General features: G+C 44.3%; 13 protein-coding genes. 12 read left to right on the top strand and 1 reads right to left on the bottom strand.

What is annotated here, in order from left to right:
• Window positions 1-174 precede the first annotated feature (174 nt).
• Window positions 175-1,191, top strand: coding sequence for a phosphotransferase (locus ACHZES_RS09095; protein WP_395548199.1), 1,017 nt, complete (start codon window positions 175-177; stop codon window positions 1,189-1,191).
• 50 nt (window positions 1,192-1,241) lie between these two features.
• Here ACHZES_RS09095 and ACHZES_RS09090 read toward each other — a convergent pair whose 3' ends face one another.
• Entirely contained in the window at window positions 1,242-2,720 is a 1,479-nt protein-coding gene (locus ACHZES_RS09090; RefSeq protein ID WP_038284237.1) for a DUF1846 domain-containing protein, read from the bottom strand.
• A gap of 317 nt (window positions 2,721-3,037) precedes the next feature.
• Here ACHZES_RS09090 and map point away from each other — a divergent pair, with 317 nt between their 5' ends.
• The 11 genes from map to ACHZES_RS09035 all read left to right on the top strand — a co-directional run bounded on the left by map (window position 3,038) and on the right by ACHZES_RS09035 (window position 16,375).
• Window positions 3,038-3,910, top strand: coding sequence for a type I methionyl aminopeptidase (map, locus tag ACHZES_RS09085; protein WP_038284240.1), 873 nt, complete (start codon window positions 3,038-3,040; stop codon window positions 3,908-3,910).
• Entirely contained in the window at window positions 3,911-4,477 is a 567-nt protein-coding gene (locus ACHZES_RS09080) for a DNA-3-methyladenine glycosylase I (protein WP_038284241.1), read from the top strand.
• A gap of 199 nt (window positions 4,478-4,676) precedes the next feature.
• Window positions 4,677-6,200 carry a putative glycoside hydrolase gene (locus tag ACHZES_RS09075; protein ID WP_395548200.1) on the top strand — a complete coding sequence of 508 codons (1,524 nt, stop codon included), beginning with the start codon at window positions 4,677-4,679 and terminating at the stop codon, window positions 6,198-6,200.
• A gap of 15 nt (window positions 6,201-6,215) precedes the next feature.
• Window positions 6,216-6,737: a DUF1653 domain-containing protein gene (locus ACHZES_RS09070; protein WP_038284243.1), complete on the top strand. Its 522-nt coding sequence runs from the start codon at window positions 6,216-6,218 to the stop codon at window positions 6,735-6,737.
• Between the two features lie 78 nt (window positions 6,738-6,815).
• Complete coding sequence (gene uvrC / locus ACHZES_RS09065; protein WP_404820390.1) at window positions 6,816-8,618, top strand: excinuclease ABC subunit UvrC; 1,803 nt, start codon at window positions 6,816-6,818, stop codon at window positions 8,616-8,618.
• Between the two features lie 63 nt (window positions 8,619-8,681).
• Window positions 8,682-9,614 carry an HPr(Ser) kinase/phosphatase gene (gene hprK / locus ACHZES_RS09060; protein ID WP_038284245.1) on the top strand — a complete coding sequence of 311 codons (933 nt, stop codon included), beginning with the start codon at window positions 8,682-8,684 and terminating at the stop codon, window positions 9,612-9,614.
• A gap of 8 nt (window positions 9,615-9,622) precedes the next feature.
• The gene (murB, locus tag ACHZES_RS09055; RefSeq protein ID WP_038284246.1) at window positions 9,623-10,534 is read left to right on the top strand and encodes a UDP-N-acetylmuramate dehydrogenase; all 912 of its coding nucleotides are present in this window, start codon (window positions 9,623-9,625) and stop codon (window positions 10,532-10,534) included.
• A 19-nt stretch (window positions 10,535-10,553) separates the two neighbouring features.
• Window positions 10,554-11,435 carry an RNase adapter RapZ gene (gene rapZ, locus ACHZES_RS09050; RefSeq protein WP_089993124.1) on the top strand — a complete coding sequence of 294 codons (882 nt, stop codon included), beginning with the start codon at window positions 10,554-10,556 and terminating at the stop codon, window positions 11,433-11,435.
• Window positions 11,436-11,437: 2 nt separating this feature from the next.
• The gene (gene whiA, locus ACHZES_RS09045; RefSeq protein ID WP_038284249.1) at window positions 11,438-12,406 is read left to right on the top strand and encodes a DNA-binding protein WhiA; all 969 of its coding nucleotides are present in this window, start codon (window positions 11,438-11,440) and stop codon (window positions 12,404-12,406) included.
• A gap of 28 nt (window positions 12,407-12,434) precedes the next feature.
• The gene (locus ACHZES_RS09040; RefSeq protein ID WP_024291282.1) at window positions 12,435-12,692 is read left to right on the top strand and encodes an HPr family phosphocarrier protein; all 258 of its coding nucleotides are present in this window, start codon (window positions 12,435-12,437) and stop codon (window positions 12,690-12,692) included.
• A gap of 200 nt (window positions 12,693-12,892) precedes the next feature.
• Window positions 12,893-16,375: a DNA polymerase III subunit alpha gene (locus ACHZES_RS09035; protein WP_038284250.1), complete on the top strand. Its 3,483-nt coding sequence runs from the start codon at window positions 12,893-12,895 to the stop codon at window positions 16,373-16,375.
• The last annotated feature ends 14 nt before the right edge of the window (window positions 16,376-16,389 follow it).

The raw sequence follows: 16,389 nt of genomic DNA, 5'->3' as shown, positions 1-16,389 counted from the left end.
AAATCATAATATAAAGGGGTTTTCACCGCTTTATACTTTAGCATATGCGTTGGAAGACAAGTATGTTAGAATAGATCAATGACCGTGAATCAACCATTAGGATTAATAAATTAAAAAGTATGTAATGTGACCACATCAATTGTATGAAACAATCTTTATATGAGGAATAATCGCATGAATTTAAAAGAATTTTTTGAAATGGTTTTAGCAAATCTCAATATGGGTAATATGGTTTCGGAACCTGAAAAGATTACAGGTGGTCTTACCCATAAGATGTACAAAATTAGCACAGATAAAGGAAACTATATCATCAAGTTATTAAATCCTAACATTATGAGTAGACCTACCGCTATGAATAACTATAATCAAGCGGATTCTATTGAAGAAATATTAAAACGAAATAACATTCCGGCAATATACTCTTTGATTTATAACAATAAGAAGATGCAAGAATTAAACGGACAATATTTTTATGTATATAATTGGTTTGACGGAAAATCATTAAAAGGCAATGAAATAAAAGAATTGAATTGTAACAAAATAGGTGAAGCATTAGCCAATATCCATAATATAGATTTAACGAACCATGAATTCATAAGGAATGAAATTCACGTAGACTTTAGTAAATATATTGGCCTTGCAAAAAAAGTAAATTCACCAATCTATGATTTGCTGCAGGATAATATTGAAATTATAAATGAAAGTATGTATAGTGGAAATAAGGCAATAAAAAACATGCCTAAAGTTTCAAGTATCTGCCACAATGATATGGATAGTAAGAATGTATTATGGATAAAAGATGACTATAAAATAATCGATTTAGAGTGCTTAGGATATTCTAATCCATATTTAGAGCTATTCGAACTTGCATTATGCTGGTCTGGTTATGAAACATGCAATATCCATTATGATTTACTTATTTCATTTTTAAATTCTTATTTTAAAAATACAACACTAGATACTAATATCGATTGGGAAACGGTTTATGATTGTAATTTTGGAAGACTTGAATGGTTAGAATTCAATATAAAAAGAGCATTAATGATTGAATGTGACACAAAAGAAGAACAGGACATAGGAATAAATGAAGTAAAAGAAACGATAGAACATGTTGTTTATTATGCAAAGGTTAAAGATGAAGTTCTACACAATATTAATCAATATAAAAGTAATAACATGAAAAGTAAATAAGCCTAAAAAAAGCAAGGAAATAGATTCCTTGCTTTTTCAGTAGTCAGTTATCAATGATAGATTTTCTTCTCTTCATAAATAGGCTCACAGGTCAGATTAACGCCTAATTTCTTAAATATCTTAACATCCACATCAGAAAGCAATACCGAAGTATGAGCATCGCACCCCTTTAATTTGGGAAGCTGTTCCAGAGCGATCTGAGCATTGGGATCGGTTGCTGCACTGGCGGACAAAGCAATTAAAACCTCATCCGTATGAAGCCTGGGGTTTTTGCTGCCCAGATAGTTGATCTTTAATTTCTGAATCGGTTCAATGGCAGAAGGAGAGATCAGATGGATGTCATGAGGAATACCACCTAGCACCTTGACCGTATTTAATAAAAGGGCAGCAGATGCACCTAATAAGTTGGTAGTCTTTCCTGTGACAATGGTTCCGTCCTCTAATTCAAGAGCGGCAGCCGGAGAGCCTTTTATTTCGGCCAGATTATTGGCAGCATTCACGACTTTTCTCATGTCAGAGGTTATTTTTGCCTGCTTCATGAGAAGCTCGATTTTATAGACCTCTTCTTTGGAACCCATATCCCTTGCCAGACGGGAGAGGGCCTGGTAATAACGCCTTATGATTTCCTGCATGGAAGCTTCTCTGCATACTTCATCATCCACCATACAGAAGCCGACCATATTTACGCCCATATCAGTGGGGGATTTATAAGGGCATTCTCCGTAGATTCCCTCAAAGATAGCACTTAATACAGGAAAGATCTCTACATCACGGTTGTAATTAACGGTGGTCTTTCCATAAGCCTCCAGATGAAAAGGATCAATCATATTTACATCGTTTAAGTCTGCAGTAGCAGCCTCGTAAGCTAAGTTAACCGGATGCTTTAAAGAGATATTCCAGATAGGGAATGTCTCAAATTTCGCATATCCAGCCTTGATTCCCCGCTTGTTTTCGTGGTAAAGCTGAGATAAGCAGGTTGCCATCTTTCCGCTTCCTGGTCCTGGTGCAGTAATAATAACTAGGGGCTTTGTTGTTTCTATATAATCATTCCTGCCATATCCTTCGTCGCTGACAATAAGAGAAACATTGCTTGGATAACCGTCAATGATATAGTGACGGTATACTTTAATCCCCATTTTCTCCAACTTAGTTTTAAATAAGTCGGCCGCCTTCTGCCCAGAATACTGAGTGATAACAACGCTTCCCACATAAAGCCCTTTATCCGTAAAGGACTGGATCAGTCGTAAGACATCCACATCATAAGTGATGCCAAGATCATGGCGGATTTTATTCTTCTCAATATCCGCAGCATTGATGGCGATCACAATTTCGGCCTGGTCTGACAGCTGCATCAGCATGCGGAGCTTGCTGTCAGGTTCAAACCCTGGGAGCACCCTGGAAGCGTGATAATCATCAAACAGCTTGCCGCCGAATTCCAGATAAAGCTTGTCACCAAACTGGCTGATCCGTTCCCTGATGTGTTCTGACTGCATGGTTAAATACTTATTGTTATCAAATCCGAATTTCATTTGTCCCTCCATGATGTGTGCTTACAGTTCAGTCATGCAGAAACAATTGTTCAATTATTTCCAGAGGGCGAACGCCCAACATGAATAAATTGGCGGCAAATACATATACCTTTCGGAAATATGTTTTATCCGCCAAATTAGGGATGGCATGGTTGAACCATAACGCATACACGAACTTTTTGACCATAGTACTTATAAATTGTATCATAAAAATCATGAAATTACCACGGAATTTTTACTATCCCCTTCTTTTTCCTGAAACCCTTTACAACCGGCCTTAAACGTGTTAAAACGTTGTAGTAAGAAGGAGGATAAAAATGTTTAAAATAGGAAGAAATGATGCATGCTGGTGCGGAAGCGGGAAAAAATACAAAAGCTGTCATTTGTCATTTGACCAAAAACTTGAAAATTATGAGGTCATGGGCGATGAGGTTCCAGAGCACTATATGATAAAAACGCCGGCTCAGATTGAAGGAGTACGCCGAGCTGGAATTATAAACAATCAGATTCTTGATCTGGTGGAAGAGATGATAAGGCCTGGCATCAGTACGGAAGATATCAATACTCTGGTACACGAGAATACCATTAAGCTGGGAGGGATCCCCGCTCCCCTTAATTTTGAGGGATATCCCAAAAGTGTGTGCATATCCATCAATGATGTAGTATGCCACGGAATCCCGGATCCTAACCGGATCTTACAGGAGGGAGATATCGTCAATGTAGATGTGACTACCATCTTTAACGGTTACTACGCCGATGCTTCCAGGATGTTTGGCGTAGGCAAGGTATCGGATGAGGCATTGAGGCTTATGCAGGTTACAAAGGAGAGTGTGGATCTGGCTCTGAAAGAAGCCAGGGCATGGGGCCATCTTGGAGATATCGGAGCCGCTATTTCGGAACATATCTATGCCAATGGCTTTACGGTAGTGCGGGAAATCGGCGGTCACGGCGTGGGGGTTGATTTCCATGAGGAGCCATGGGTCAGCCACATTGGTACAAGAGGGACCGACATGCTTCTGGTTCCCGGAATGATTTTTACCATTGAACCGATGGTAAATGCCGGAAAAGCCGATGTGGTACAGGATGACAATGACGGCTGGACCATTTATACAAAGGATGGAAGCCTGTCAGCCCAGTGGGAATATACTGTTTTGATTACGGAAGAAGGTCCGGAGGTGCTTGCAAGATAAATGGAGAAAAAACGATGTTTTTGGGTGGATGAATCCTCACCGGTTTATGTAAAATATCACGACGAAGAGTGGGGCGTTCCGGTTTATGATGATAAAAAGCTTTATGAAATGTTTCTTTTGGAGACTTTTCAGGCTGGGCTATCCTGGATTACCATACTGAGAAAACGAGAATCCTTCCGGGAAGCCTTCGATGGCTTTGATGTAGAAAAGGTGGCATGCTACGGAGAGGAAAAAATTAATCGCTTAATGGAAGATACTGGCATCATAAGGAACCGGAGAAAAATAGAAGCAGCAGTGAAAAATTCCCGTGCATTTATGGAGATTCAGAGGGAGTTTGGCTCTTTTTCCGAGTACTTATGGGGATTTACAAACAAGGAGATCATCGTTAATCAGGATGATAACTTCCAGGTAAAAACAGAGCTGTCTGACCGGGTTTCCAAAGATTTGAAGAAGCGGGGAATGGCCTTTGTAGGTTCTGTTACAATCTATTCTTATCTTCAGGCAATCGGTGTGGTCAATGACCACGAACTTTCCTGTTTCTGCCGGGAGAGCAGTCAGAAAGGCTGAAACAGAGGCGGATCATACTAAGAAAAAGTAGGGAATTATTTGATTAAAGAGTACATAGCTTATGAAATAAGAGGCTAATAATAAAAGGCTGCATCCGGAAAATGTAATTTTTATTGGAAAATTTTACAAATTATGGTAAAATGTTAAATAATTATTACATTCAACACCTGAAACCATAAAGAAAGTGAATGGGAGTATTATGAAAAGATGGCTTTTGGCAGTGATTGCATTCTCATTGGTGACCTCCGGATGCAGCAGGTACAAAGGAATTTCCGAACCTTCAGAAAAAGATGACAAAACAGAAAAATCTCAGCAGAGTACAGAAGAGTCCGAACAGAGCACAGAGGCAGATGACGGGAAGCTTCCACTTGAAGTTTCCGCTGAGCCTGGAAAGAAGCCGGTAAAGGTAAAGGGAATCTATATCTCCGGCTATATGGCAGGCTCTGAAGGGCTTCAGGCAATATTGGACAAGATCCAGGGTACTGAGATCAATACGGTTGTCATTGATGTGAAGAATGATGACGGACGGATCACCTTTGCCATGGAAGATGCACCTACGGTAAATGAGATCGGTGCCACAGAAAAGTACATCAAAGATATTGACAGTCTCATGGTTCAGTTAAAGGCCAGGGGGCTTTATACCATTGCCCGGGTAGTGGCATTCAGAGACCCTTATCTGGCTGAGAAGAAGCCGGAGTGGGCACTTAAAAACAAGGATGGAAGTCTGCACAGGGATAACAAGGGACTGGCCTGGGTGAATCCTTACCGGACAGAGGTATGGGATTATCTGGTGGAAGTGGGAACCGAGGCTTCCAAGGCCGGATTTGATGAAGTCCAGTTTGATTACATCCGATTTTCCACGGACAGTTCCATGAAACAGGTGGTATTTGACGAAAAGGATACCAAAGGCCGTTCCAAAACGGATATTATTACGGAATTTATCCAGTATGCATATGACAAGCTGTCTTCCCGCAATGTTTTTGTTTCGGCAGATGTGTTTGGTACCATCATCGGGAGCAAGGTAGACGCGGAGGCAGTGGGGCAGATCTATCAGGAGATGGCAAGCCACTTGGATTATATTTGTCCTATGATCTACCCATCCCATTACGGTGACGGTAACTTTGGAATCGATCATCCGGATACGGAACCATACCGTACCATTCGTGCAGCGTTAAAGCTGTCCAGGCAGGATCTGGAATCTGCCCGTGAGGCTGGAAAGCATCAGGCCATAGTCCGCCCCTGGCTCCAGGATTTCACGGCTTCCTATCTGGAACACCACATCACTTACGGTGCTAAGGAGGTAAGGGCCCAGATCCAGGCGGTCTATGATGCAGGTTATGATGAGTGGATTCTTTGGAGCGCATCCAACCGGTATACCTGGGATGGTTTCTTAAGCCGGGAGGCAGCGAAAGAAGAGGCAGAGGAACTTGCCAGGATAAGGGAAACGGAAGAGACTACTTCCGTACCAACGAAGGTACCAGCTGAGGCAGCAACTGGGGTATCAACTGAGGCGCAACCTGAGGCACAACCTGAGGTGCCAACTGGGGTACCAACCGAGGTATCAACGGAGGGACAGACGGAAAGCAAAGAAGAGAAGACCAAAAAGAGCCTGGAAGGAAGCACAGCAGCAGAAACCGAACAGGAGACAAGGGCGGAAAATAAAAAGAAAACCAGAACCAAGCCTGATGTAGTCATTGTGACCACAGGCGGCTTAAGAGATTAGGAAGTGAGGAAAGCCATGGACAGAACACCCAGACCAGGAGATTTCTACCGGCATTTTAAAGACAAGATGTACCAGGTGATAACCGTTGCGGTTCATTCCGAAACAGGAGAAGAGTTGGTTGTGTATCAGGCGCTATATGGATCTTTTGGAACCTATGCCCGCCCGTTGTCCATGTTTATCAGTGAGGTGGACCATGAAAAGTATCCGGAGGTTGAGCAGAAATACAGGTTTGAACGGGTGGATATGGTTTCAGAACAGCCTGTGGCAGAAGCCAGTCACCAAAATCAGGAGTGCATGACTTCGGAAAGCTGTTATCGTGAAAATAAAAATCTTCTTGCATTTCTTGACGCAGGGACGTATCATGAGAAGCTGGAGGTTCTTGAGGATCGGAAGGATCGGTTTTCTGCAGAAGAGCTGATGGCTATCTGCGAGATTATGGAGATCGGAAGGCCGGATTCTGAACCTGAAGAGAAATATTATGCAGTGAAAAGGTATTTGGAACTGCAGAATAAATACGAGGGATCTAGATTGAGGTGATTTGTTTCAGTGGACCACAGGTCATTTAATATAGAAGAAGAATTAAAAAAACTACCGTCCCAGCCTGGTGTGTATCTGATGCACGACAAGCGGGACGAAATCATCTATGTGGGAAAAGCTATCAGTTTAAAAAACAGGGTCAGGCAGTACTTTCAGAGCAGCAGAAATAAAACGGCAAAAATCGAACAAATGGTGTCGAGGATCGCACGATTTGAATACATTATAACAGACTCTGAGCTGGAAGCCCTTGTGCTGGAATGCAATCTCATTAAGGAACATCGCCCCCGTTACAATACCATGCTAAAGGATGATAAGACTTATCCCTATATCAAGGTAACGGTGTACGAGGACTATCCCAGGATCTTATTTTCCAGGGATATGAAAAAGGATAAGAGCAAGTATTTCGGACCATATACAAGCGCCGGAGCAGTAAAGGATACCATTGAGTTGATCCACAAGCTTTATCAGATAAGAACCTGTAACCGGAATCTGCCTAGAGATATCGGGAAGGAACGCCCCTGCTTAAATTACCATATCAAGCAGTGTTCGGCCCCGTGCCAGGATTATATCAGCAAGGAAGAGTACTGGAAATCCATAAACCGGGCCCTGGACTTTTTAGGCGGGAAATACGCACCTGTGATTAATATGCTGGAAGAGAAGATGCAGGCGGCATCGGAAGAGATGGATTATGAAAAGGCCATTGAGTACCGGGATTTGTTAAACAGCGTAAAGCAGATCTCCCAGAAGCAGAAGATCACGGACAGCGGCATGGAAGACAGGGACATCATTGCCATGGCAAAGGATGAAAAGGATGCCGTGGTTCAGGTATTCTTTGTCCGGGAAGGCAGACTCATCGGCCGGGAGCATTTCCATGTAAGCATCGCAATGGCAGAAGATAACACGCAGATCCTGACCAGTTTTGTCAAACAGTTTTATGCAGGAACTCCCTTTGTTCCAAAAGAGCTGTGGGTGCAGACCGGTCTTGAGGATGAGAGCGTCATAGGGGAATGGCTTTCTGCGAAGCGTGGCCAAAAGGTCAGGATCGTAGTTCCACGGAAAGGTCAGAAGGAACGCCTGGTGGAACTGGCGGAGAAAAATGCCGCACTGGTACTGTCCCAGGATAAGGAAAAAATTAAGCGGGAAGAGCTTCGAACCATCGGCGCCATGAATGAGGTGGGCAGCTGGCTCGGGCTTTCCGGCATTAAGCGGATCGAGGCATTTGATATTTCCAACATAAGCGGTTTTGAGTCTGTGGGCTCCATGATTGTCTATGAAGATGGAAGGCCCAAGAGAAATGATTACAGGAAATTTAAGATCAAGTGGGTCAAGGGGGCCAATGATTACGCCTCCATGAATGAGGTACTCACAAGAAGGTTCTCCCATGGCCTTAAGGAAGCGGAAAGCTTAAAAGAAAAGGGCGTGGATGAGGAGCTTGGAAGCTTTACCCGTTTCCCGGACTTAATCATGATGGATGGAGGACGGGGACAGGTAAACATTGCCCTGGAGGTTTTAAAGGAACTGGATATTTCCATTCCTGTCTGCGGTATGGTAAAAGATGACAATCACAGGACAAGAGGGCTATACTATAATAACGTGGAAATTCCCATTGACAGGCATTCCGAAGGATTTAAGCTGGTCACCAGGATCCAGGATGAAGCCCACCGGTTTGCCATCGAATACCATAGAAGTTTAAGAAGCAAGGGACAGGTGAAATCCATTCTTGACGATATTCCTGGTATCGGCCCCAACAGGAGAAAGGCGCTGATGCGCCAGTTTAAAGGGCTGGAAGCCATAAAGGAAGCGACCGTGGAGGAGCTTTCTAAAGTGCCTGGCATGAATGCTTTGTCAGCGAAAAGCGTTTACGAGTTCTTCCACATATAGCTTTTCAAAATACGAAATCTGTGTTAGTATGAAAAAAACAGATGGAAAAGAGGAGCGTTCGCCATGCATGGAGTAGCTATTACAGATTTGATAAAGAAGATGAACTTCCGGAATATGACGCCGGAAATTGACGCGGAAAAAATTGTGATCAGCCATCCGGATGTCAATCGTCCGGCATTACAGTTAGCCGGATTTTACGACCATTTTGACAACGAGCGGGTGCAGATCATCGGTTATGTGGAACAAGAATACATTCATCAGATGAATCATGAAAGAAAGCTTGAGATGTACGACAAGCTTTTATCCAGCCAGATCCCGTGTCTGGTATATAGCCGGAGCCAGAGTCCTGATGAGGATATGCTGGCGTTTTGCAACCATTACGGCGTGCCATGCCTTGTATCAGATAAAACAACTTCCGATCTTATGGCGGAGATCATCCGCTGGCTTAAAGTGAAGCTGGCACCCTGTATCAGCATTCACGGGGTTTTGGTTGACGTATTCGGCGAAGGCGTGCTGATCATGGGAGAAAGCGGCATTGGAAAAAGTGAGGCGGCTCTGGAACTGATCAAACGAGGTCACCGTCTAGTCACTGATGATGTAGTGGAGATCCGCAAGGTAAGTGATGAGACTCTGATTGGAACTGCCCCGGAGATAACCAGGCATTTTATTGAATTAAGGGGCATTGGCATCATTGATGTTAAGACGCTGTTCGGCGTGGAAAGTGTAAAGGATACCCAGGCCATTGATATGGTGATCAAACTGGAAGACTGGGATAGAGATAAGGAATACGACAGAATGGGAATCGAAGACCAGTATACGGAATTCCTTGGGAACCGGGTGGTATGTCATTCCATTCCGGTACGGCCGGGTCGTAATCTGGCTATTATCGTTGAATCTGCTGCTGTCAATTACAGACAAAAGAAGATGGGGTACAACGCGGCTCAGGAATTATATAACCGCGTTCAGGCAAACCTTTCAAGAAAACAGGATGATTGAGGTGTCTGATGACTGGATTTTATGAAAAACTTCTTGGTGCAGCTGATAAAGACAATATAAAAGTTGGGGAAGAGATGCGTAAGCATACCTCGTTTCGGGTAGGGGGCCCAGCCGCCTGCTTTGTGACTCCGGCGGATGAGAAGGAGCTTGCTGCTGTTATAGCTCTTTGCCGTCGGGAAGAGGTACCTTTTTTCATACTTGGCAATGGAAGCAATCTTCTGGTTGGGGATGAAGGCTTTGATGGGGTGGTCATTTCCATGGACTGCTTTAAGTACTGCCAGGCGGATAAGGAGACGGGGATTTTAAAAGCTGGAGCCGGAGCACCACTTGCTAGGATTGCACTTGAAGCTTATAGGGCGACCTTAACCGGTTTTGAATTTGCAGCCGGGATACCGGGAACCCTTGGGGGAGCTGTGGTGATGAACGCCGGAGCCTATGGTTCGGAGATGAAGGAGGTTCTTCGGTCTGTTAGAGTTTTAACACCGGAGGGAGAAGTAAGGGAGCTGCCTGCTGATCAACTTTCTCTTGGATACCGAACCAGCTGTATTATACCTAAACAGTATGTTGTGTTGGAAGCAAAGATCCGGTTAAGAGATGGAGATGAGGTTTCTATTAAAAATCGGATGGATGAACTGGCCCGCAGGAGAAAGGAAAAACAGCCATTGGAATTTCCAAGTGCTGGAAGTACCTTTAAGAGGCCGGAAGGGCATTTTGCCGGCAAGCTCATAGAGGAGGCCGGATTAAGAGGTTTTTCCCTGGGCGGAGCCCAGGTTTCGGAGAAGCACTGTGGATTTGTCATTAACAAGGACAGTGCAACTGCGGCTGATATCAGAAACTTGTGCGAAGAGGTAAAGAAAAGAGTGTTTAAAAATTCCGGAGTAGCTCTTGAGATGGAGGTAAAGACACTGGGGAAGTTTTAACGGTGCAAAGGAGAACAACGTGAGGCTAGTCATTGTAACAGGCATGTCAGGCGCAGGAAAGACCCAGGCGCTTAAGATGCTGGAGGATATGGGATTTTATTGCGTGGATAATCTACCCATTCCCCTGATAGAAACGTTCGCAGAGCTGACCATGAGCAATCAGGGAGGAATCAGGAACGCAGCTTTGGGGATTGATATCCGAAGTGGGGAGGATTTATCGGTTTTAAACAGGATTTTTGATGATTGGTCAAGAAAACGGGTACCCTTTGAAATTCTCTTCCTTGATGCAGGCGACGAAACACTGATTAAACGCTATAAGGAAACCAGGAGAGCCCATCCCCTGGCGGCTGGCGGAAGGATCGACAGCGGGATTGAAAAAGAACGGGTAAAACTGGGGTTTTTAAAGGAAGAAGCGGATTATATCATCGATACCAGCCGGCTTCTTACAAAGGAACTCAGGCAGGAGCTGGAAAAGATATTTATAAACCGGGAATCCTACCGGAATTTATATATCACGATCCTTTCTTTTGGATTCAAGTATGGGATTCCGTCGGATGCGGACCTGGTATTTGATGTAAGGTTTTTGCCAAATCCCTACTATGCTGAAGAGCTGCGGCCTAAGACCGGAGAAGAAAAAGAAGTGCGGGACTATGTGATGCAGCATGGGACCGCTGCCCTGTTTTTAGACAAGCTTAACGATATGCTGGAATTTTTGATTCCAAACTATGTGCTGGAGGGAAAGAACCAGCTGGTAATTGCCATCGGATGCACAGGCGGCAAGCATCGGTCGGTTACCATTGCCAGATCTGTTTATGACAGGTTTAAATCCAGGGAAGAATTTGGAATTAAGATTGAACACCGGGACATCGATAAGGATAATATACGGAAAAGGATGGTCTAGACATGTCATTTTCTTCCAAGTTAAAAGAAGAGCTTTCCAGGCAGATCAGCCCGGCAAGACATTGCCAGATTGCAGAGATGGCTGCGATTATAAGCCTTTGTGGAAAAATAATCATATCGGAAGACGACCGCTATACGATTAAAATTAATACGGAAAATGTGGCAGTTGCAAGAAAGTACTTTACATTATTGAAAAAAACATTTAATATAAGTACTGATGTGTCCATTAGAAGAAATGCTTATTTAAATAAAAGCCGTACCTATACGGTGACAATCCGGGAGCATGAAGAAGCAATCCGTGTTTTACATGCTACAAAACTTCTTGATGAAAACGGAGAAATAGGGGAAAACTTAAATCTTGTACGGAATGTGGTCATCCAGCAGTCCTGCTGCAGGAGGGCATTCATCCGCGGTGCATTTCTCTCTTCCGGATCGTTAAGCGATCCTGAGAAATTCTACCATTTTGAAATCGTATGTGCGACAGAAGAAAAAGCACAGCAGCTAAAGTCCATTATCGCGACCTTTGATCTTGAAGCAAAGATCGTGAAGAGGAAACGTTATTTTGTGGTTTATATAAAAGAAGGTAACCAGATCGTAGATATACTGAATGTTATGGAAGCCCCGGTGGCTTTAATGGAGCTGGAGAACATCAGGATCTTAAAGGACATGCGTAACAGCGTGAACCGACAGGTCAACTGCGAGACTGCCAATATTAATAAAACGGTATCAGCTGCGGTAAAGCAGATAGAAGATATAACATATATCAGAGATACAATCGGACTTGATAATCTTCCGGACAATTTAAGCGAAATTGCCAGGGAACGGTTGGAGAGGCCGGAAGCAACATTAAAAGAGCTTGGAGAAGCTCTGGACCCTCCTGTAGGAAAATCAGGAGTGAACCACCGACTTAGAAAGCTTGGCGACCTGGCAGGGCGGCTGCGGGGGACAGGCATTAGCAGCGGAATGGAATAATCCGTTCATAGGATTGAGGAGGATAATTATGGTAAGAAAAACAGTCACCGTTGAACTTGCATCAGGCTTAGAGGCAAGACCAGTTGCTATGCTGGTTCAGGTTGCAAGCCAGTATGAAAGCAACATTTATGTTGAAATCGAATCCAAGAGAGTAAATGCAAAGAGTATTATGGGCATGATGACTCTGGGACTTGCAGCGGGAGAACAGATTACGATCACTGCGGATGGTACGGATGAGGAGCAGGCGATTGCCGAAATCGAAAAATACTTAAGCAATCACGAGTAATATTTAAAGAATACTGTGTGTTCCAGGCGGAGGCTCTGATAATGGAGGCTCCGCCTCTTAACGTATGAAACAAAGAAATCTGGTCCAAAAGGTTTTCCGGCATGTTTCTTTATGGTATACTGTTTCATAGAGCAATGAGCAGGATACGCAGGCTTCGCTGCGGCCTTATGCATACATAGGAAAGAAGAAAGGAGGCACAAATGGCATTTACACATTTACACGTCCATACGGAATACAGCCTGTTGGACGGCTCCTGTAAGATAAAAGAGCTTGTGTCCAGGGCAAAGGAGCTTGGAATGGACAGCATGGCCATCACTGACCATGGGGTGATGTATGGCGTCATTGATTTTTACAGGGCGGCCAGAGAGGCGGGAATCAAGCCCATCATCGGTTGCGAGGTATATGTAACCTCCGGATCAAGGTTTGACAGGGAAACTGTAGGCGGAGAGGACAGGTACTATCACCTGGTCTTATTGGCGGAGAATAACCAGGGCTACCAGAACTTAATGAAGATTGTCTCAAAGGGCTTTGTAGATGGCTTTTATTATAAACCAAGAGTGGATTACGAGGTTTTAAAGGAATACAGTGAGGGGATCATTGCATTAAGTGCCTGTCTGGCAGGAGAGGTGCAGAGGCTGGTCAGCCGCGGGCAGTATGAGAAGGGAAAAGAAACGGCTCTTCGTTACCAGGAGCTGTTCGGGAAGGGGAATTTCTTCCTGGAGCTTCAGGATCATGGAATACCGGCTCAGAATACGGTAAACCAGGGCCTTTTGCGGATGAGCAAGGAAACGGGGATCGAATTGGTGGCCACCAATGATATCCACTATACTTATGCAGAGGATGCTACACCTCATGACATCCTGCTGTGCATTCAGACCGGAAAAAAAGTGGCGGATGAGAACCGTATGCGGTACGAGGGCGGCCAGTATTACTGCAAGTCCGAAGAGGAGATGCGGAAGCTTTTCTCCTACGCAGGAGAAGCCATTGACAACACTCACAAGATTGCAGAACGCTGCAATGTGGAAATTGAGTTCGGTGTGACCAAACTGCCAAAGTACGATGTGCCGGAAAGCTATGATTCCTGGTCTTATTTAAACAAGCTATGCCTGGAGGGATTTGAGCGCCATTATCCGGAGGATGACGGGTCATTAAAGGAAAGACTTGATTATGAGCTGGATGTCATTCATACCATGGGGTACGTGGACTATTTCCTGATCGTATGGGATTTCATTCATTATGCCAGGTCCCAGGATATTATCGTGGGGCCGGGACGAGGATCTGCGGCAGGGAGCATTGTGTCCTACTGTCTGGGGATCACCAACATCGATCCGATCCGATATAACCTGCTGTTTGAGCGTTTCTTGAATCCGGAACGAATCTCCATGCCTGATATCGACGTGGATTTCTGCTTTGAACGGCGTCAGGAAGTTATTGATTATGTGGTCCGGAAGTACGGAAAGGACCAGGTGGTTCAAATCGTGACCTTTGGTACCCTGGCGGCTAAGGGTGTGGTAAGGGATGTGGGAAGAGTTCTGGACATGCCCTACGCCCGCTGTGACACCATAGCAAAGATGATCCCGGGAGACCTTGGCATGACTCTTGAAAAGGCTTTAAAGCAAAGCCCTGATCTAAGAAACGCATACGAAGAGGATTCTGAAGTCAAATACTTAATTGATATGTCCATGCGTTTAGAAGGCCTGCCAAGGCATACATCCATGCATGCTGCCGGAGTTGTAATCAGCCGGACTTCCGTGGATGAATATGTTCCCCTTTCCAGGGCAGCCGACGGAACCATTACCACACAGTTTACCATGACTACTTTGGAAGAACTGGGGCTTTTGAAAATGGACTTCCTGGGGCTGCGTACCCTGACTGTTATTCAGAATGCAGTAAAGGGAATTGAGAAAAACAGGCAATTATCCATTGATATGGACCAGATCAATTATAATGACAAGGCAGTGCTTGATTCCATTGGTACCGGAAAGGATGATGGAGTGTTCCAGCTGGAAAGCTCCGGTATGAAGAGCTTTATGAAGGAGCTGAAACCGGGAAGCTTAGAAGATATTATTGCCGGAATATCCCTTTACCGCCCCGGTCCTATGGACTTTATTCCTAAGTATTTAAAGGGGAAAAATGACCGCAGCTCCATTACCTATGACTGCACCCAGCTGGAGCCTATCTTAGGTCCTACTTATGGCTGTATCGTATACCAGGAGCAGGTAATGCAGATCGTTAGGGATCTTGCCGGATATACCATGGGCCGAAGTGACTTAGTGCGAAGAGCCATGTCAAAGAAGAAGACTTCTGTCATGGAAAAAGAGCGGCAGAACTTTGTCTACGGGAATCCAGAGGAGGAGGTAACCGGATGTATCTCCAATGGGATCGATGAAAAGACGGCAAACCAAATCTATGACGAGATGATTGATTTTGCTAAATACGCCTTTAATAAGTCCCATGCGGCAGCTTATGCAGTGGTATCGTATCAGACCGCCTTTTTAAAATATTATTATCCCCAGGAATTCATGGCAGCCCTTCTTACCTCAGTCATGGATAACGTGACAAAAGTATCCGAATACATTTTAAGCTGCAGACAGATGGGGATTTCCATCCTTCCGCCGGATATTAACGAAGGAGAAAGCGGATTTTCTGTTTCAGGAGGATCCATCCGCTACGGCCTGTCGGCCATTAAGAGCGTGGGTAAGTCCGTGGTAGAGCAGATTGTGACGGAACGGGAGCAAAATGGAATATTTCACGATATGGAAGACTTTATTGACCGTATGAGCAATAAGGAGGTCAACAAAAGAACCATGGAAAATTTCATAAAATCAGGAGCATTGGATACCCTTCCTGGTACAAGAAAGCAGAAGCTTTTGACATCGCCGGAGCTTTTGGAACATAAAGCCAAGGAGCGTAAAAATACCATGGAAGGCCAGATGACTCTGTTTGATATTGCAGGGGAAGAAGAAAAGAGTCATTTTCAGATCACATTCCCTGATGTGGGAGAATTCATAAAGGAAGATCTTCTGGCATTTGAGAAGGAAACCCTTGGCATTTACTTAAGCGGTCATCCCATGGAAGCTTACGAATCCACCTGGAGAAATAATATTACCGCAACCACCATAGACTTTATTGTGGATGAGGAAACCGGCAATGCAGGTGTTTCCGACGGTTCCTATGTGACCATCGGAGGTATGATTACAGGAAAGACCGTAAAAACTACCAGAAACAATAAAATGATGGCATTCTTAAACCTGGAGGATCTGGCGGGATCCGTGGAAGTGATCGTGTTCCCCAAGGACTATGAAAGCAAGAGGGAGCTTTTTGTGGAAGATTCCAAGGTCTTCATACAAGGCAGGGTATCCGTAGGAGAGGACCCGGTGGGTAAGTTAATCTGTGAGCGGGTAACTCCATTTACAGATCTGCCCAAGGAACTGTGGCTGAAATTCCCTGATAAGGAATCCTATATGGCGGTGGAGCGAGAAATCTTAAATGACCTAAAGGAATCAGAAGGTGATGATTCGGTTATCATCTATCTGGAAAAAGAACGGGCCAGAAAGGTTCTGCCGGCCAACCGGAACGTGAACGCGGGAGATGGTCTCCTTGATGCTCTGGTTAAAAAACTTGGTGAAAAAAATGTCAAGCTTATAGAAAAAAAACTTGAAAAGATTGGGAAAATGAATTAGAATACAACATGTAT

The sequence above is a fragment of the Lacrimispora sanguinis genome (assembly GCF_044987295.1).
Taxonomy (GTDB): Bacteria; Bacillota; Clostridia; order Lachnospirales; family Lachnospiraceae; genus Lacrimispora; species Lacrimispora celerecrescens_B.
The sequence above is the reverse complement of the archived record's forward strand: the minus strand, read 5'-3'. Positions and strand labels throughout refer to the sequence as shown.

What these genes read in the sequence shown, in the direction of transcription:
- ACHZES_RS09035 (WP_038284250.1), top strand. Translation starts at nt 12,893, where the DNA reads ATGGCATTTACACATTTACACGTCCATACGGAATACAGCCTGTTGGAC.
- uvrC (WP_404820390.1), top strand. Translation starts at nt 6,816, where the DNA reads ATGCACGACAAGCGGGACGAAATCATCTATGTGGGAAAAGCTATCAGT.
- ACHZES_RS09075 (WP_395548200.1), top strand. Translation starts at nt 4,677, where the DNA reads ATGAAAAGATGGCTTTTGGCAGTGATTGCATTCTCATTGGTGACCTCC.
- hprK (WP_038284245.1), top strand. Translation starts at nt 8,682, where the DNA reads ATGCATGGAGTAGCTATTACAGATTTGATAAAGAAGATGAACTTCCGG.
- map (WP_038284240.1), top strand. Translation starts at nt 3,038, where the DNA reads ATGTTTAAAATAGGAAGAAATGATGCATGCTGGTGCGGAAGCGGGAAA.
- ACHZES_RS09040 (WP_024291282.1), top strand. Translation starts at nt 12,435, where the DNA reads ATGGTAAGAAAAACAGTCACCGTTGAACTTGCATCAGGCTTAGAGGCA.
- whiA (WP_038284249.1), top strand. Translation starts at nt 11,438, where the DNA reads ATGTCATTTTCTTCCAAGTTAAAAGAAGAGCTTTCCAGGCAGATCAGC.
- murB (WP_038284246.1), top strand. Translation starts at nt 9,623, where the DNA reads ATGACTGGATTTTATGAAAAACTTCTTGGTGCAGCTGATAAAGACAAT.
- ACHZES_RS09090 (WP_038284237.1), bottom strand. Translation starts at nt 2,720, where the DNA reads ATGAAATTCGGATTTGATAACAATAAGTATTTAACCATGCAGTCAGAA.
- ACHZES_RS09070 (WP_038284243.1), top strand. Translation starts at nt 6,216, where the DNA reads ATGGACAGAACACCCAGACCAGGAGATTTCTACCGGCATTTTAAAGAC.
- ACHZES_RS09080 (WP_038284241.1), top strand. Translation starts at nt 3,911, where the DNA reads ATGGAGAAAAAACGATGTTTTTGGGTGGATGAATCCTCACCGGTTTAT.
- ACHZES_RS09095 (WP_395548199.1), top strand. Translation starts at nt 175, where the DNA reads ATGAATTTAAAAGAATTTTTTGAAATGGTTTTAGCAAATCTCAATATG.